The sequence below is a fragment of the Acinetobacter sp. GWC1_38_13 genome, from assembly GCF_001767535.1.
GTDB lineage: Bacteria > Pseudomonadota > Gammaproteobacteria > Pseudomonadales > Moraxellaceae > Acinetobacter > Acinetobacter junii.
This window is the reverse complement of sequence record NZ_MELG01000076.1, coordinates 1-17,756: the sequence shown is the minus strand read 5'-3', so window position 1 is coordinate 17,756 and position 17,756 is coordinate 1. Positions and strand designations below refer to the sequence as shown.

The window sequence follows — 17,756 nt, the reverse complement described above, 5'->3', positions numbered from 1 at the left end:
TCTGCCAATTCTAGCTGACTTTTCTTTAAAATGCACTTATAAATGGTTGTTCAAGTGTTTGTGTCAAAATCAAAAAATCTATAGAATTTGATCGCTTTTATATGCAAAATCAGGGCTGATTCTACTTGAAAATTGTAATGATTTTTTATGAATAAGCTGATGATGCGCATAACTCTTGCTTACCGAGTAAGACATTACTTTAGGTAATCTATTTCTGTTAATTAGTGATGCTGTAGAAAGGTTCGAGGTTCTAATGGTGAGATAGTAGGCGTTGTATTAAGTAATTGAAAACGTGGCTTGTGAATTACTGGAAAATGAGACCGTCTATACAGAATGATTAGCAGAGGTTCATACTTCTTATAGTTTATAGTAATGGAAAAGTTTGCCAATTGACTATTGGATTTCTCATTAAACACAATCATACAATTGAGATGAGATTTTTTTAAAAAATTTGTTATAGTACGCGCGCAGATTAATGCGGTTAGTTAATTTGAAAGAATCTTTCATAGATGAAGAATTTTTCGTAGATTTTGTACAGACAGATATAAACTTTAATAAAGGAAAAGGCTGATTGTGATGCAACTTGCCGAATTGAAAATAGCAATTATTGGTTTAGGGTATGTAGGTTTGCCACTGGCAGTTGAATTTGGCAAAAAAACATCAGTAGTGGGTTTCGATATCCACCAAAAACGTATAGATGAGCTGAAAAGTGGGCAAGACCATACTTTGGAAGTTTCACCAGAAGAACTCAGTCAAGCAACGCAATTAAGTTATAGTGCAAATTTAGAAGATCTAAAAACCTGCAACTTTTTTATCGTTACTGTGCCAACCCCAGTTGATCATGTAAATCGTCCAGATTTAACACCTTTGAAAAAGGCAAGTGAAACTTTAGGTAAGGTCATTAAAAAGGGTGATATTGTTGTCTATGAATCAACCGTTTATCCTGGTGCGACAGAAGAAGTTTGTATTCCTGTACTTGAACAAATTTCGGGTTTAAAATTCAACGTTGACTTTTTTGCGGGCTATAGTCCAGAGCGGATCAATCCTGGCGATAAAGTGAATACTTTAACGAAGATTAAAAAAATCACCAGTGGCAGCACCCCAGAAATTGCTGAAATCGTCGATCAAGTCTACGGAAGTGTTATTACAGCAGGTACACACAAAGCTTCGAGTATTAAAGTTGCGGAAGCAGCCAAAGTAATCGAGAACACGCAGCGTGATTTAAATATTGCTTTGGTGAATGAGTTATCCGTTATTTTTGATCGCTTAGGTATTGATACGATCGATGTACTTGAAGCGGCTGGAAGTAAATGGAACTTTTTACCGTTCCGTCCGGGCTTAGTTGGTGGACATTGTATTGGTGTTGATCCGTACTACTTAACCCATAAAGCAGAAGAAGTAGGTTATCACCCACAAGTGATTTTGGCAGGCCGTCGTATTAACGACAACATGGCGCGTTATGTGGCACGCGCGACTATTAAAAGAATGGTGAAGAATAATATTGATGTGACCAAAGCTACTGTTGGCGTTTTAGGTATCACTTTTAAAGAAAACTGCCCAGATATTCGTAATAGTAAAATTGTAGATGTGATCAAAGAGTTTGATCAATGGGGCATTAAAGTTGCAGTATGTGACCCATGGGCTGATGCCGAAGAAGTTAAACATGAATATGGAATTGATTTGGTTCAGGTAGATGCTGAACACCCTGTGGACAGTTTGGTTGTGGCTGTGGGACATCATGAGTTTCGTACTTTAAGTCCTGAGCAGTTACGAGCTTACGTTAAAGCCGAACAACCTGTATTGACTGATGTAAAAAGTTTGTTTAACCGTGATGAAATGACAGCACAAGGTTTTACCGTATTCCGTTTATAAGATTCACCCAAAAATAGATTGTAGAAAAAAATATGAAAAAATTTGCCCTGATTGGTGCTGCTGGTTATATCGCTCCACGTCACTTAAAAGCGATTAAAGAAACAGGCAACACTTTGGCTGTAGCAATGGATGTCAACGATTCTGTTGGTATTATGGACAGCCACTTTCCAGAAGCTGAGTTTTTTACCGAGTTTGAAGAGTTTGAAGCCTATGTAGAGGATCAAAAACTTAAAGGTGAAAAGCTGGATTATGTCGCTATTTGCTCACCAAACTACTTACATGCACCCCACATGAAATATGCATTAAAAAATGGGATTGATGTGATTTGTGAGAAGCCTCTGGTTTTAAGTTCAGATGATTTAAATTTACTGTCTGAATACGAAAAACAATATGGTGCAAAAGTAAATTCAATTTTACAGCTACGTTTACACCCATCTATTATTGCTTTACGTGACAAAGTTCAAGCAGCACCTGAAGGTAAAGTTTTTGATGTAGATCTGACCTATCTAACCTCGCGTGGTAAATGGTACCTAAAATCATGGAAAGGGGTAGATAATAAATCGGGTGGCGTAGCAACCAATATTGGTGTGCATTTTTATGACATGCTGCATTTTATTTTTGGCAAAATTGTGAAAAATGAAGTGCATTATCGTGATGAGAAAACTGCATCAGGTTATTTAGAATATGAACGTGCGCGTGTACGCTGGTTCTTGTCGATTGATGCGAATAACTTGCCTGCAAATGCCGTGAAAGGTGAAAAACTCACTTACCGCAGTATTACCATTGAAAATGAAGAACTTGAGTTTTCAGGCGGTTTTACTGATCTTCATACGCAAAGCTACCAGCGTATCCTAGATGGTAAAGGGTATGGGGTTGAAGAAAACCGTGCTGCAATTGAGACTGTTGAAGTGATTCGTGTTGCACCTTTGGTTGAAAATCCGGAAAATCCTCATCCATTATTGGCAAAGGTGAAAAAAGCATGAGCTTTTATCAACATGAAACGGCCATAGTGGATGATGGCGCACAAATCGGTGAAGATTCACGGGTCTGGCACTTTGTACATGTCTGTGGCGGAGCCAAAATTGGTAAAGGTGTTTCTTTAGGCCAAAACGTATTCGTTGGCAACAAAGTCGTTATTGGCGACCATTGTAAAGTTCAAAATAACGTGTCGGTATACGATAACGTGACCTTGGAAGAAGGTGTATTTTGTGGACCAAGCATGGTTTTCACCAATGTGTATAACCCACGCTCTTTAATTGAACGCAAAGACCAATATCGTAATACCTTGGTTAAAAAAGGTGCAACACTTGGTGCGAACTGTACCATTGTTTGCGGTGTTACGATTGGTGAGTATTCATTTGTAGGTGCTGGTGCGGTAATTAATAAAGATGTACCGGCGTATGCATTGATGGTCGGTGTTCCTGCAAAACAGATTGGCTGGATGAGTGAATTTGGCGAGCAGTTAGATTTACCTTTAGAAGGTGAAGCCCAAGTGGCGTGTGAACACACAGGGGCAATTTATCGCTTAAATGGTAAGATTGTGACCAAAGAGCAGGCGGCAGCATGATTGAATTTATTGATTTAAAAGCACAGCAGTCACGTATCAAGGCTGAAATTGACGCGGGTATTCAGCGTGTATTAGCACATGGCCAGTATATTTTGGGGCCTGAAGTTGCTGAACTCGAAGAAAAACTTGCTTCTTATGTAGGTGCAAAATACTGTATTACCTGTGCCAATGGTACAGATGCCCTACAAATTTCACAAATGGCTTTTGGTATTGGGCCTGGTGATGAAGTGATTACTCCAGGTTTCACTTATATTGCTACTGCTGAAACAGTTGCACTCTTAGGTGCAAAACCTGTTTATGTTGATGTAAACCCGAAGACTTATAATTTAGATGTTGAAAAATTAGAAGCTGCAATTACACCTCGAACCAAGGCTATTATTCCTGTAAGTTTATATGGGCAGTGTGCAGACTTTGATGCAATCAATGCAATTGCAGCGAAATATAAAATTCCTGTTATTGAAGATGCTGCACAAAGCTTTGGTGCAACCTATAAAGGGCGTAAAAGCTGTAACCTAAGTACGGTTGCTTGTACCAGCTTTTTCCCAAGTAAGCCATTGGGCTGCTATGGTGACGGTGGTGCTATTTTTACCAATGATGATGAGCTTGCTAAAGTGATCCGTCAAATTGCTCGCCATGGACAAGATCGTCGTTATCACCATATTCGAGTTGGCGTTAATAGCCGTTTAGATACTATTCAAGCAGCAATTTTATTGCCAAAATTAGAAATTTTGGATGATGAAATGCAGGCACGTCAAAAAGTAGCTGAAATCTATAATCAGTTATTTAATCAAGCCGGTGTTCACACCACACCATACCTAGAGCCACATAATACCAGCGCATGGGCACAATATACGATTCAGGTCGATAATCGAGCAGAAATCCAAAAAAAGTTACAAGAGCAAGGTATTCCGACAGCTGTACATTATCCAATTCCATTGAATAAACAACCAGCAGTTGCCGATACAAATGTATGGTTACCTGTAGGTGATGCGATTGCAGAAAGAGTAATGAGTTTGCCTATGCATCCTTATCTAAGTATAGATGCACAGAAAAAAATTATTACAGCATTAGGATAACGTAATGAAAAAAATGCTTGTGATTGGAGATGGAGATTCTGTTTTTATCAAGGATTTTGTTAATCAGTATGACAAAAAGGGTGTATCAGTTGATTTAATATCCTTTGGGCAAGAGATCAAAAATAAATTTGTACGTACACAAAAGAATATTACTGTAAAATTTGGTTTTTCATTTTCAGCTTTAAATAGTCTGTTTGAATTAAGTAAGATTATTGATGAACTGGATGATGACTATGATGTCATCGTCATACATTTTGTTTATTTTTTTCTAGGACCGTATATTTTTAAATTAAAAAGAAAAACCAATCGACTAGTGTCTGTTATCTGGGGAAGTGATTTTTATCGTATTGCCTCAAAGTTTAAATTTTTTCTTCAAAAGTTAATATTTAAAGGTTCTGATGCAATTATTTTTACAAATCCAACAACAAAGGCTTTATTTATTGAAAAGAAAGCAGCAATAGCAACTGAGCTTTATGTAGCTAGATTTGGATTGCCTGCTTTAGACGAAATTGATCGACTGAAAAATGAAGATTACTTTGCTTTGTGTAATAGTTTTAATTTACCAATTAATAAAATAAAAATTATGGTAGGTTATAATGCTAATTTAGCGCATCAGCAATTGAAAGTAATTGATAAAGTTGCTGAGCAAAATATAGAATTTTTAGATAATATTCATTTGGTTTTTCCACTTGCTTATGGTGGCGATAGTAAAGAGCTGATTAAAGTAGCATTAGATAAAAATAAAGATATTAAATATACTATTCTAGATCAATTCTATGATTTCCATGAGATAGCTAAGTTAAGATCAGTTATTGATATTCTTATTAATATACAACCTACAGATCAGTTCAGTGGATCTATGCAGGAAACATTATATGCTGGAGGTTGGGTGTTAGCAGGCAGTTGGTTGCCGTATCAACAACTAACAGAATTAACATCTAAATTAATATTAATTGATTCAGTAGACGATGTTGCGGAAAAGTTGAATGCAATGGTTGTGAGTGGGTGTAAAAAGTCTGAAGATAATAATGAATTAGTTAGAAATTTTATAAAAAAATCATCAAGTTGGAAAGAAAATATTCCTATTTGGGATGATATATTATTTCCCAATGAGGTAGGATAATGCACCTAAAAAAAATTCTAGGCTATGCTTTAGGTCCTATAGGTGGAGGGATATTAAGCCTTATAAGCCTTCCTTTAATTACTTGGTTTTATAGTGTTGAAGATGTTGGTCGAATTTCAATGCTTCAAGTTTTTACGAGCTTTGCTGTTCTTTTATTTGGGTTAGGATTAGATCAAGCTTATGTTCGAGAGTATCATGAAACACAGAATAAAGCCTTATTATTAAAAACTCTTATATTTCCTTGTATTTTTTTTAGTCTTTTTTCTGTTTTTCTTATCCTTATATATAATTCAAATATTTTATCTATTTGGTTATATGGAATAGCTAGTACATATTTAAGCGTCATAACTATAATATGCTTTGTTGCTGCATTATTAACTAGATTCCTTTCTTTAGTGTTGCGAATGCAAGACAGAGCTTTTGCTTTTTCTATTAGTCAATTATTGCCAAAATTATTGTTGTTAATTTTTATTATAGGCATTTTCCTTTTGGGAGGTCCTAGAGATACTTTTAGTCTGTTGTCTATAAATACGTTATCAATAGTTTCTGCATTCTTATTTTATGCGTTTAATACTAGAAAAGATTGGTTGAACTCTATTCAAGAGAAAATAGATAAAAAACAGCTTAAAAAGTACTTTTTTTTCGGCTTCCCTTTATTGATTGGAGCTTTAGCCTCTTGGGCTTTGAATATGTCTGATAGGCTTTTTCTTCGTCAATTTTCTAATTATCATGAATTAGGTGTTTACTCTGTTTCAATGAGTATAGCTGGTGCCGTAACTATTATAGCAACAATTTTTAATACGATATGGGCACCTGTAGTCTATAAATGGGTGAGTGAGGGTAATGTAGATTATAATAAAATAGATGAGATTACTGAATATTTATTGATGATTATATTTTTTTTAGCGGTCTTATCTGGTTTGTTCTCATGGATAATTCCCTTTTTCTTGCCTAGTCAGTATTTAACAGTACAAAGTTTAATTGTAGCATGTGTAATTGGACCACTTTTTTATACGCTCTCAGAGACAACAGCTATAGGTATCGCTATAGTAAGAAAAACGAGCTTACTTATGGTCGCTTCAATTATTGCGATGTTAGTTAACATTTTAGGGAATTATTTTTTAGTTCCTATATTAGGTTCATCAGGATCAGCTATTGCATTTGCTACTTCATTTTGGATTTTTTTTGTTGTAAGAACTGAGTTTTCTAAACTTGTATGGCGTAATATTTCTACTTTTAGAACATATCTCATAACTTTTATAATTTTAATTTTATCAATATTAAATATTTTTAATTTTAAAGATTTAATTCCTAATTTTTTAATATGGTTATTTATGTTTTTTATAGGCCTGATGATCTTCAGAAAAAGGATTTTAAGGGTATTAACATTAGGAATAACTAAAAGGATTAATATATGAATTTTTTGATAATTAATAAGAAATCTATAATAAATTTCTTATTTTTTGTTAGTTATTTTTTCTGTATTCTCTCTGATATATTTTACTTTGAATTTCTTGGTAATCCTGTTCCATATTTTTTTGTTTTACACCTACCTGTTTTAGCTTTTCTTTTTTTTATTTATCCGAAGGTTTTAACTAATAATATTTTTGTTGTTTGGTATTTATGGTTTTTTATTGTAATTATTTTTTCTGTTTTAGGTGCTCTTCTTTATGGGAGTATGGGATTATTGGCACAAATATATATATATTTATTTATACCAATAATTTTCTTTTATTTTGGGTATCTAGTTAGTTTGGTATTTTTATTTTGGGTTAATGGTTTGCTTATATCGCTCTGTTTTCTTTTCGCTTTAGCCCAATTTCTTTTTTTTAATTATGGATTAAGTGGACCTTTAGGGGTGTTTGAGTTTTTTACTCTTTTAATTAATAAGAGTCAAATTGGATTGGGAGTAGAGGAAATTGGAGGAAGAGCGACCGGTTTCTTTGTAAATCCTAATATTCTAGGTTTTTTTTCTGGAATTTCTTTTTTCTTTTTTTTAATTATAAAAAAATATTTTAAGCAACAGAATATTCTCTCAATAGTTTTTATGTTTTTAAGTCTTCTTTGTGTGATTTTATCAAGTTCTAGAACAAGCATGGTTGGGATATTTTTTGGTTATGCTATAACTTTATTTTACTTATTTCAGCGAGGGAATAAACTGGAAAGCTTAAAGACATTATTGGGAGCTACTATAACTTTATTTATAGCATTTTTTTTAATTTTTAATTTTTCGTCTGAGTCTAATTTAGAGAGAACAATTGAAATTGGAAATGTTGTAAATAATGGAGTTGATGGTTCAGGTAACTTGAGTGGTCGTGTAAATGCATGGATGAGCCTTATGAACTATGTAACACTTAATCCATTCGGTACTATTATCCCACCCCAATTGGCTTTAGAAGAATCTCCAGATAGTCAATTTATTTATTTTTTGGCTCAAGGAGGAATAATACTATTTATATTTTTTTCAATATTTTTGTGTAGCATCTTTTTTATTCTGAAAAAATCAAAATCAGAAAATTTTTTAGCAGTTTTTATTTTTGTTTTTATAAGTTGCTTCACCTCTGTTCCATTTAATTCTTTTGTAATTTCATTTTTTTTATTAATTGTGGGATTGTGTTGTAAAGTTAAATATAATGGATATTAGTTATGGCCTAAATTTTTAATGTTGTTAATATTTAGTAGCTTTTAGATGGTAAAATTATTATTTAATTTTATCATTTATAAACTTGGTAAAAATTAGATTGGATTTTAATATGAAGATTTTAACAGTATTGGGTGCAAGACCTCAGTTTATAAAAGCAGCAGCTTTTTCTCGAGCAGTAGCTAATTGCCAAGATATAGAAGAAGTTATAATACATACTGGTCAGCATTACGATCAGAATATGTCAGATATTTTCTTTGATGAAATGGGTATTCCTATTCCAAGATATAACCTACAAACTGGTGGAAAAACTCATGGTGCAATGACTGGGCAACAGTTAGAGGAAATTGAGGATATTTTATTAGATGAAAAGCCTGATCTAGTCTTAGTCTATGGTGATACAAATTCAACGTTAGCCGGAGCTTTGGCTGCTGTAAAACTTCACATACCTATAGCGCATGTTGAGGCTGGTTTACGTTCTTTTAATAAAAAAATGCCAGAAGAAGTTAATCGAATTCTAACTGATCAAATTAGCGATTATTTATTTGTTCCTAGTCTTGGAGCAAAGAATAATTTGTTAAATGAAGGAGTTGATGAAAGTAAAATATTTATAGTGGGTGATATTATGTATGACGTATCACTTTATTATAAAGAGAAAATGATAAAACCAGATTGGTTTGAGTTACTTGATTTAAACAATTTTATACTATGTACGATTCATCGTGCAGAAAATACAGATGATAAATATAAGCTTTCAAATATTTTTAAAGGTTTAGGGCTCTCCGCCAAAGATATAATTTTGCCATTGCACCCGAGAACAGTCAATAAAATTAAAGAACATGAAATTATTGTTCCAAATAACATTAAGATTGTAGATCCCGTTGGTTATTTAGAAATGGTATGGTTGGAGGTACATAGTGATCTTATTGTTACTGATTCAGGTGGAGTACAGAAAGAAGCATATTTTCATGGGAAATACTGTGTTACTTTACGTGAAGAAACTGAGTGGATTGAATTGGTGAATTATGGTTTTAATAAATTGGTAGGCTATGATCCTGAACTTATAGTTGATGCAATAGTATCTTCTAACTCTCAAATGATGGAAAGTTTAGGTATTTATGGCGATGGAAGAGCTGCTAATAAAATTTTAGATAGAGTGCGTACTAATGAAAGTTAAAAAAATTCTGCATGTTACAGGGGTTAGAAATCTGGGTTCAGGACAGAGGAATCAACTACTTTATGAGTTTAATTCTGCTAAAGAGATTAAAAATATAGAGTGGAAAACATTAGCTCTACATTCAGGAGAGATCAAAGAGTCTTTTGAAAGGGGTATTCCTAAATATTTAGATTTTATATTAATTAGGAATGCTTTTTTTTGGATCATAGTTTTTAAGTTAAGGAAAAAATATGATCTTATTTTATTTAGACACTTAACTTTTGATCCTTTTACCTTTATTTTTTCCCCATTAATAAAAAATAGAGTTGGTGTTCATCATTCTAAAGAGATTGAAGAACTAAAGCTAATTAGAAAAGGATTAAAAGGTAAGTTGGCATCTTTTATAGAGCGAATTACGGGGAAGTTTTCAGTTAAAAATAGTTTGTATATTGCTGGTGTAACTGAAGAAATAGCTTTATATGAAAGAGATGAAAGAAAAGCTAAAAAGCCAATTATTGTTTATCCAAATGGTATTGAAATTAAAAATATTAAACTTTTGAAGGATAGTAGAGATGATTCAATAAATATTTTATTCATATGTAGTCATTTCGCTGAATGGCATGGTCTAGATATTTTACTTAATTCTTTAAATGAATATGAGGGCGAGAAAAGTTTTTTTATTCATCTAATTGGCAATCTTACAGATACTCAAAAAATAATGATATCAAATAATAAATATTTAAAAAGAATTATCATTCATGGCGCTATGAGTGTAGATGAATACTATACCATAGCTTCGAAATGTGATGTTGGATTAGGTTCTCTAGCGATGTATCGTCAGAATCTAAAAGAAGGATCAACTTTGAAGGTGCGTGAGATGCTTGCTATGGGATTGCCTGTTTATTCAGGACACAGGGATGCTTCTTTGGATACATCCTTTAAGTATTATAAATATTCTAATACTTTCATATTTGATGATTTGTTAAGGTACGCTGATAATTTTAAACTAGATACTAGATTAGATGTGAGAAAGTGTGCTGAGAAATTCATTGATAAAAAAAATATTATGCAAAAATTTATTGCAGATATTGAAAATATATAGTTTTGAACTGAAACTGTTCAGGATTTTGAAAGGTGTCGATTCATGTTTTTTTTTAGTTAAAGTAAATGATGAAAATTATTATTATCGGTACAATTGCATCAAGCTTTTATAGTTTTCGTGCAGATTTAATTCGTGCAATGCGAGAAAAGCAGTATACGGTTTATGCCTTTACTTCTGAATATTCTGATGCTGACCTAAAGAAAATAGAATCCTTAGGTGCTATTCCTGTTACCTATGAATTAAACCGTGGTGGACTTAATCCACTTGCAGATATTGTAGCCACATATAAGCTTGCAAAAAAAATTAGAGAAATTAAGCCGGACTTAGTTTTTTCATATTTTAGCAAACCTGTTATTTTTGGAACCATTGCCGCAAAGTTAGCAAAAGTTCCAAGAATTGTAGGTATGTTAGAAGGGTTAGGCTATACATTTACACAGCAGCCTGAAGGCTTAAGTAAAAAAACAGAATTGATTAAAAAGATTCAAGTTTTACTTTATAAATTTGCTTTACCTCAATTAGATAAACTTATTTTTTTAAACCCTGATGATCCTTTAGATTTACTCGATCAACACGCGATAAACGTAAAAAAAGTTGAGGTTCTTGGTGGTATTGGTTTAAACTTGAAAGATTATCCTTACCAACCTGTACCGAATATTCAGCAACCCATTAATTTTCTATTTATTGGTCGGCTACTGAAGGAAAAAGGGATTCACGATTTTCTTGCTGCGGTAAAAATCGTAAAAGAAAAATATCCTGAAACGCAATTTACTGTTTTAGGTGCGATCGACCCTCACAATTTGGGTGCATTAACACAATCTGAATTAGACGAATTAATTTCTTCAAATATTATTGATTATCCCGGTCATGTAGATAATGTAAAAGACTGGATAGCCAAGAGTCATGTCTTTGTATTGCCATCTTATCGTGAAGGTGTGCCGCGTAGTACACAAGAAGCAATGGCGATCGGGCGCGCAGTGGTTACCACAGATGTACCAGGTTGTCGTGAAACTGTTGAACATGGTGTAAATGGATTTATTGTGGCTAAGTGGAATCCTGAAGCATTGGCTGAAAAAATGATTTATTTTATAGAACAGCCTGAACAAATCGAAAAAATGGGAATTGAGAGTTATAAAATAGCTCAGGAAAAATTTGATGCAGATAAAGTCAACCAACGCTTACTCAATATTTTAGGTCTATAAATGTTAAAACGCTTACTTGATATTATCATTGCTTCTATTGCCCTCATCCTTCTTTCACCATTGTACGCTTTTGTCGCTTATAAAGTGAAAAAGAACTTGGGTTCACCTGTACTGTTTCGTCAAGTCCGTTCGGGTCTACATGGTCAACCTTTTGAAATGATCAAATTCCGCACCATGAAAGATGCAGTAGACGCACAAGGTAATCCGCTACCCGATAGCGAGCGCTTGACCCCATTTGGCAAAATGTTGCGTTCAACCAGTTTGGATGAAATGCCAGAGCTTTGGAATGTAATTAAAGGAGATATGAGTGTTGTAGGTCCACGTCCGTTACTGATGGAATATCTACCTTTATACAATAAAGAACAAGCCAAACGTCATGATGTACGTCCAGGTATGACTGGGCACGCACAGGTCAATGGGCGGAATGCGATTAGTTGGGAAGAGAAATTTAAACTAGATACGTGGTACGTTGAAAATCAGTCGGTCTGGTTAGACTTCAAAATCATGTTGAAAACAGTGAAAAAAGTGATCGCCAAAGATGATATTAATGAAGCTGGCGAGGTGACCATGACAAAGTTTACAGGCACTACATCGGAAGAAAAGGAATGAGTAGTGCTATCTATGCGATTTATGGTGCATCGGGTTGTGGTCGTAGTTTAATGCCTGTTGCTCGACAACAATTACAGCGTCTTGGTGTTTCGGCCGAAATCTATTTTATTGATGACAGCATACAAGAGCAGCATGTTGTAAATGGTCATATTGCATTAAACTATCAATCTTTTAAAAACTTAAATGCTGCTCAAAAGTTTGTACTGATTGCTATTGCAAATAGTCACATTCGTGAAAAACTTGCCAATCAGCTTATCAAGGATGGTCTTCAATTGTGGACTGTACAAGCTGATAATGTGGTAATAATGGATAGTATTGAATTGGCAGAGGGTGCAGCACTAAGTCCTTTTGTTTCAATTACATCAAATGTAAAAATCGGTAAATGTTTCCATGCTAATTTATACAGTTATGTCGAGCATGATTGCGTGATTGGCGATTACGTCACTTTTGCTCCAGGTGTGAAATGCAATGGTAATATTCATATAGAGGACCATGCCTATATAGGGACTGGTGCGGTTATTAAACAGGGCACACCTGATAAGCCCCTAATTATTGGAAAAGGTGCAGTTGTTGGGATGGGCGCTGTGGTAACCAAAAGTGTTCCAGCAGGTGTAACAGTAGTCGGCAATCCTGCACGTATATTGGAAAAGAAGTAATACAAACTATATGAAGAAAGTTATTTTTCTCATATAAGTAAAATGATAGCGGAAAAAAAGCATGCCATTTTTGATAATGGTTTATGAGAAGGTAAATTAAGATGTTAAACACTGCATTTGAACCATGGCCAAGTTTTACTCAACAAGAAGCAGATGCCGTATCTAATGTATTACTTTCAAACAAGGTGAACTATTGGACGGGGCAGGAGTGTCGTGAATTTGAAAAAGAGTTTGCTACATTTGCTGGTACTCAATATGCGGTAGCTTTAGCGAATGGAACGGTTGCATTAGATGTAGCACTTAAGGCATTAGGTATCGGTGCTGGACATGATGTGATTGTGACATCTAGAACTTTTCTTGCTTCAGCTAGTTCAATTGTCACAGCTGGTGCAAATCCTATATTTGCAGATGTTGAGTTAGATTCTCAAAATATTTCGCGACGAACCATTGAAGCTGTTTTAACACCTAATACTAAAGCGATTATCTGCGTGCATTTAGCAGGTTGGATGTGTGACATGGATCCAATTATGCAACTTGCTGAGGAAAAGGGTTTGTATGTTATTGAAGATTGTGCTCAGGCTCATGGTGCTCAATACAAAGGTAAACCTGCAGGATCTATCGGGCACATTTCAGCGTGGTCTTTCTGTCAAGATAAGATTATGACCACAGGTGGTGAAGGTGGTATGGTCACCACTAATGATGAAATACTTTGGAAAAAAATGTGGTCTTATAAAGATCATGGTAAAAGCTATGACAGTGTTTATAGCAAGCAACATCCTCCTGGTTTTAGATGGTTACATGATTCGTTTGGCACAAATTGGCGTATGATGGAAATGCAGGCAGTGATAGGTCGTATTCAACTCACGCATATGGCGGAGTGGACGCGAAAAAGAACTGAAAATGCAGAGCAGATTCTGAAAGCATTTGCTAATTCTCCTTATTTTACAGTTCACTTGCCTTCGACTGACTATGTACATGCACATTATAAATGCTATGTACAAGTCAATTTAGCTGCTTTACCTGAAGGTTGGTCACGTGACCGAATTATGCAAGAGATTAATACACAAAATGTGCCTTGTTTTAGTGGTTCATGCTCAGAGGTGTATTTGGAGCATGCCTTTGACGGAACATCATGGCGTCCTGAACAGCGTTTAGAGAACGCGCAACAACTTGGTGAAACAAGTTTGATGTTCTTGGTACACCCAACACTCAGCAAAGACAGTATAGATAAAACGGTTCAAGCTATTCAAACCGTAAAGAATGCGATTCAATAAGCAAAAACACTTGCAAGAGGGTGATATTGGCTCAAACTGTTGTTTTTTATGATTATGTAATCAGTATGTAAAATTCATTTCTAGTTCATTAAGAAATGAGTATAAGCATCAAACTGTAAAATGGATGATTAGAAGATCATTGTGAAAAAGATTATTCATCAATTCGCCTCAGCACCAAGGCTACTTAAGCAAACTTTCCTTGTTTTTCTGGATGCTTTAGCTATTCCAGTGATCTTATGGCTCTGTTATGTCATTCGATTATTTGATTTAGGTGCACAAGTTATCCCAGGCATTGAACATGGTGTCCTGTTGGTGAGTTTGATTGCTATTGTTAGTTTAGTCATTACTGGCGTCTATCACTTTATTGTCAGAACATTCAATGAAGTTTTTATCGTTAAATTAGCTCTTGCTGTGGCGCTGACGATGATTGCTTTGTATGGTCTGAGCAGTTTTACCCATGCATATATTCCGATGTCTATCCCATTTATGTTCGGATTTATGATGTTTACGTGGGTATGGGTTAGCCGTGCTTCTATTCGTTTCATTATCAAAGCATCATTCTATTCAGACATAGGTCGCAAGAGAATCGCCATATATGGAGCAGGGGATGCGGGACAACAGATCGCAGCTGCATTAAATCGTTCGGATGATCATTTACCTGTTTTTTTTATTGATGATCATACTTCATTGCAAGGTCAAATTGTTGAAGGACTACGAGTTTACTCTGTAGAAAAAGCATTACAGAGATTTAGCAAAGAACGCGTTGATGAGATTTTATTAGCCATTCCATCTGTTGGTCGAGTTCGTAAAACTGAAATTATTCAGCAGTTTGAATCAGCTCATTTAAAAATTACCGAACTTCCTGGACTTACCCAATTAGTTGATGGTGAAATACGAGTTTCCGATATTCAAGAAGTTGATATTATTGATTTACTTGGTCGAGATCCAGTTCCACCGATTGCGCACTTACTATCTAAAAATATACAGAATAAAATTGTGATGGTGACAGGAGCAGGTGGGTCGATTGGTTCAGAACTATGTCGCCAAATTATAAAGAATCAACCTAAAATGTTAGTGCTCTATGAGCTAACAGAATTTGCTTTATATGATATTGATAAAGAGTTAAGACAAGCCGCTAGTTGTCAAATCGTTCCGATATTGGGAACTGTTCAGGACCAACAAAAACTGGAACGAATTATAGAGCAATATCAAGTGCAAACGGTTTATCATGCTGCTGCCTATAAACATGTTCCTTTGGTGGAGTGTAATCCAATTGCAGGTCTAAAAAATAATGCAATTGGCACTGCAAATAGCCTTAATGCTGCTGTCAAAAAAGGCGTTGAAACCTTTGTACTTATTTCTACAGATAAAGCAGTTCGACCAACCAACGTAATGGGTGCTTCCAAGCGTATGGCTGAGCTTTATTGTCAAGCTGTTGCTGAAACTAAGCCTCATACACAAATTAGTATTGTTCGATTTGGTAATGTGCTCGGTTCATCAGGATCAGTAGTCCCTCTGTTTAAGCAACAAATTGCAAAGGGTGGGCCTATTACGGTAACTCATCCAGAAGTCACTCGTTATTTTATGACGATTCCAGAAGCTTCTCAGTTGGTTATTCAGGCTGGTGCTCTAGGATCAGGTGGTGATGTTTTTCTCTTAGATATGGGTGAACCAGTACGTATCCAAGATTTAGCACGACAAATGATTAAACTGAGTGGTTTGAGAGTTCGTGAAACTGGGGAAACTGATGGCGATATCGAAATTGCTTATAGCGGTTTAAGACCTGGCGAGAAGCTTTATGAGGAGCTATTGATTGATCAGGATAATACTGAATACACAGAGCATACTCGTATTTTACGTTCTTTTGAAAAACATTTTCCATTACACGAAATTCAATCCGTATTCAGTAAAATCAACCAGATGACTGCTGTTGAGCAAGATATAAATTGGGCCTTAACCCAGTTAGAACATTATGTTGATGGCTATAAACGTAGTGGCGAAGTTCGAGTAAATTAATTAGAGAAAATCTATGATCAAAAAAGCAATTTTGCCTGTTGCAGGTTTAGGTACACGTTTCTTGCCAGCAAGTAAATCGATTCCTAAAGAAATGGTGACTGTTGTAGATCGCCCCGCGATTGAGTATGTTGTTCGAGAGGCCGTCGATGCAGGGATTGAACAGATCATCTTAGTCACGCATTCATCTAAGGCATCTATTGAAAATTATTTTGATCGAAATTTTGAGCTTGAAACGACGCTGGAACAAAAAAAGAAATTTGATTTATTGAAAGAAATTACCGATATATTACCTAAACATATCAGTATCGTAAGTGTACGCCAACCACAACCATTAGGTCTGGGGCATGCTGTACTTTGTGCGAAAGATATTGTTGGTGACGAAGCTTTTGCAGTTTTGTTACCTGATGTCTTGGTTAAAGATCATGCAGTTGAAAATGATTTATCGTTGATGATTCAACGTTTTCAACAGTCTCAAGCAGCACAAATTATGGTTGAAGCAGTGCCTGATCATTTAGTGGATCAGTATGGCATTGTAGATGTTGCAAAATCACCGAATGAAGGTGAAAGCATCATAATGAAAGGTATTGTAGAAAAACCCGCAGTAGGTACAGCACCTTCAAATTTATCCGTTGTTGGGCGTTATATTTTGCCAGCTAAAATCATGCAATTATTGCAAGATACACCCAAGGGGGCGGGCAATGAAATACAACTCACTGATGCAATTGCAAGCTTGCAACAACTTGAAACTGTAGAGGCTTATCGAATGAAAGGTCAAACCTTTGATTGTGGCAGTAAGATTGGTTATCTTAAAGCAGTATTGCACTATGGTATTGAGCATCCAAAGCTAGGTGCTGATTTTAAGGGCTTAATTCGTGAGTTAGCCCTGTAATTTAGGGTTAACGGTTATGAAAATTGCAATATTCGGCAATACTTTATATGCGGGAGTAATGTCCGTACTTTTATCTGAATCTGGGCATCAGGTTTTTTGGTGTTCAGATACTCAAAGCAATGAAAATAATTTGCAATATGCATTTCATGATGAGAATGTTAATCAACTATTAGAAAAACAATTAAAGAGTGGCTTTTTGAACTACGCAGTTCTTTCTGAGTTGCCACTGGATATAGATGGATATGTATTTAGTTTTAACCAAACTCAAGAAACTTTTGTTTTTCAGTTGCTCGGTAAACTAAAGCAGCGAAATATTATTCATCCGAAACTCATGATTAATGCCTCAACTTTTGGTCTGCATGGTACCGAAAAGATGCAGAAAATACTTGCAGAGGATGATTGGGTATATTTACCTGACACAATTCAAGAAGGTAATGCTTTACAGAGCTTAACTCAAGCTAAGCAATTGATCGTAGGCTGTTTGGATCATCGTACCCAATGCAAAGTAAAAGAGTTATTAAGACCTTTTTTCCCTTTGGAACAGCAATTTTTGTTTATGCCCATCCTAGATGCCGA

Annotated in this window: 15 protein-coding genes and 1 pseudogene; all 16 read left to right on the top strand. The window is 35.1% G+C overall.

The genetic code is table 11. From position 1 onward, the window contains the following. The first annotated feature begins 576 nt into the window (after positions 1-576). The gene (gene tviB / locus A2003_RS07430) at positions 577-1,872 is read left to right on the top strand and encodes a Vi polysaccharide biosynthesis UDP-N-acetylglucosamine C-6 dehydrogenase TviB (protein ID WP_286687108.1); all 1,296 of its coding nucleotides are present in this window, start codon (positions 577-579) and stop codon (positions 1,870-1,872) included. A 32-nt stretch (positions 1,873-1,904) separates the two neighbouring features. Then, positions 1,905-2,855, top strand: coding sequence for a Gfo/Idh/MocA family protein (locus A2003_RS07425; protein WP_286687094.1), 951 nt, complete (start codon positions 1,905-1,907; stop codon positions 2,853-2,855). After that, positions 2,852-3,439, top strand: a complete 588-nt coding sequence (wbpD, locus tag A2003_RS07420) for a UDP-2-acetamido-3-amino-2,3-dideoxy-D-glucuronate N-acetyltransferase (RefSeq protein WP_286687093.1) — start codon at positions 2,852-2,854, stop codon at positions 3,437-3,439. Before A2003_RS07425 ends, wbpD begins: the two co-directional genes overlap by 4 nt. Further along, complete coding sequence (locus tag A2003_RS07415) at positions 3,436-4,515, top strand: DegT/DnrJ/EryC1/StrS family aminotransferase (protein WP_286687092.1); 1,080 nt, start codon at positions 3,436-3,438, stop codon at positions 4,513-4,515. The genes wbpD and A2003_RS07415 overlap by 4 nt, the downstream gene beginning before the upstream one ends. Before the next feature lie 4 nt (positions 4,516-4,519). Then, positions 4,520-5,638, top strand: coding sequence for a glycosyltransferase (locus A2003_RS07410; protein WP_286687091.1), 1,119 nt, complete (start codon positions 4,520-4,522; stop codon positions 5,636-5,638). Next, positions 5,638-7,056, top strand: coding sequence for a lipopolysaccharide biosynthesis protein (locus tag A2003_RS07405; RefSeq protein ID WP_286687090.1), 1,419 nt, complete (start codon positions 5,638-5,640; stop codon positions 7,054-7,056). The genes A2003_RS07410 and A2003_RS07405 overlap by 1 nt, the downstream gene beginning before the upstream one ends. Beyond that, on the top strand, positions 7,053-8,282 hold the full coding sequence (locus tag A2003_RS07400) for an O-antigen polymerase (RefSeq protein WP_286687089.1): 1,230 nt from the start codon (positions 7,053-7,055) through the stop codon (positions 8,280-8,282). Before A2003_RS07405 ends, A2003_RS07400 begins: the two co-directional genes overlap by 4 nt. A 109-nt stretch (positions 8,283-8,391) precedes the next feature. Continuing rightward, on the top strand, positions 8,392-9,456 hold the full coding sequence (gene wecB, locus A2003_RS07395) for a non-hydrolyzing UDP-N-acetylglucosamine 2-epimerase (protein ID WP_286687088.1): 1,065 nt from the start codon (positions 8,392-8,394) through the stop codon (positions 9,454-9,456). After that, a complete protein-coding gene (locus A2003_RS07390) occupies positions 9,446-10,537 on the top strand; it encodes a glycosyltransferase family protein (protein WP_286687087.1) in 1,092 nt (363 codons plus the stop codon). Before wecB ends, A2003_RS07390 begins: the two co-directional genes overlap by 11 nt. Positions 10,538-10,605: 68 nt before the next feature. Continuing rightward, positions 10,606-11,736 (top strand): glycosyltransferase family 4 protein, encoded by a 1,131-nt coding sequence (locus A2003_RS07385; protein WP_286687107.1) that lies wholly within the window; start codon positions 10,606-10,608, stop codon positions 11,734-11,736. Then, positions 11,737-12,345 (top strand): sugar transferase, encoded by a 609-nt coding sequence (locus A2003_RS07380; RefSeq protein ID WP_286687086.1) that lies wholly within the window; start codon positions 11,737-11,739, stop codon positions 12,343-12,345. After that, entirely contained in the window at positions 12,342-13,001 is a 660-nt protein-coding gene (locus A2003_RS07375; protein WP_286687085.1) for an acetyltransferase, read from the top strand. Before A2003_RS07380 ends, A2003_RS07375 begins: the two co-directional genes overlap by 4 nt. Before the next feature lie 101 nt (positions 13,002-13,102). Further along, the gene (locus tag A2003_RS07370) at positions 13,103-14,275 is read left to right on the top strand and encodes a DegT/DnrJ/EryC1/StrS family aminotransferase (protein WP_286687084.1); all 1,173 of its coding nucleotides are present in this window, start codon (positions 13,103-13,105) and stop codon (positions 14,273-14,275) included. Between the two features lie 141 nt (positions 14,276-14,416). After that, complete coding sequence (locus tag A2003_RS07365; RefSeq protein ID WP_286687083.1) at positions 14,417-16,291, top strand: polysaccharide biosynthesis protein; 1,875 nt, start codon at positions 14,417-14,419, stop codon at positions 16,289-16,291. A gap of 13 nt (positions 16,292-16,304) precedes the next feature. Next, positions 16,305-17,180 (top strand): UTP--glucose-1-phosphate uridylyltransferase GalU, encoded by an 876-nt coding sequence (gene galU, locus A2003_RS07360; RefSeq protein WP_286687082.1) that lies wholly within the window; start codon positions 16,305-16,307, stop codon positions 17,178-17,180. 16 nt (positions 17,181-17,196) lie between these two features. Beyond that, positions 17,197-17,756 (top strand): annotated as a pseudogene (locus A2003_RS07355) (UDP-glucose 6-dehydrogenase); the annotation flags it as partial.

Coding starts and splice junctions, on each gene's coding strand:
- A2003_RS07410 (WP_286687091.1), top strand. CDS start 4,520: ATGAAAAAAATGCTTGTGATTGGAGATGGAGATTCTGTTTTTATCAAG.
- wbpD (WP_286687093.1), top strand. CDS start 2,852: ATGAGCTTTTATCAACATGAAACGGCCATAGTGGATGATGGCGCACAA.
- A2003_RS07425 (WP_286687094.1), top strand. CDS start 1,905: ATGAAAAAATTTGCCCTGATTGGTGCTGCTGGTTATATCGCTCCACGT.
- A2003_RS07380 (WP_286687086.1), top strand. CDS start 11,737: ATGTTAAAACGCTTACTTGATATTATCATTGCTTCTATTGCCCTCATC.
- A2003_RS07400 (WP_286687089.1), top strand. CDS start 7,053: ATGAATTTTTTGATAATTAATAAGAAATCTATAATAAATTTCTTATTT.
- A2003_RS07405 (WP_286687090.1), top strand. CDS start 5,638: ATGCACCTAAAAAAAATTCTAGGCTATGCTTTAGGTCCTATAGGTGGA.
- galU (WP_286687082.1), top strand. CDS start 16,305: ATGATCAAAAAAGCAATTTTGCCTGTTGCAGGTTTAGGTACACGTTTC.
- A2003_RS07375 (WP_286687085.1), top strand. CDS start 12,342: ATGAGTAGTGCTATCTATGCGATTTATGGTGCATCGGGTTGTGGTCGT.
- A2003_RS07385 (WP_286687107.1), top strand. CDS start 10,606: ATGAAAATTATTATTATCGGTACAATTGCATCAAGCTTTTATAGTTTT.
- A2003_RS07390 (WP_286687087.1), top strand. CDS start 9,446: ATGAAAGTTAAAAAAATTCTGCATGTTACAGGGGTTAGAAATCTGGGT.
- tviB (WP_286687108.1), top strand. CDS start 577: ATGCAACTTGCCGAATTGAAAATAGCAATTATTGGTTTAGGGTATGTA.
- wecB (WP_286687088.1), top strand. CDS start 8,392: ATGAAGATTTTAACAGTATTGGGTGCAAGACCTCAGTTTATAAAAGCA.
- A2003_RS07415 (WP_286687092.1), top strand. CDS start 3,436: ATGATTGAATTTATTGATTTAAAAGCACAGCAGTCACGTATCAAGGCT.
- A2003_RS07370 (WP_286687084.1), top strand. CDS start 13,103: ATGTTAAACACTGCATTTGAACCATGGCCAAGTTTTACTCAACAAGAA.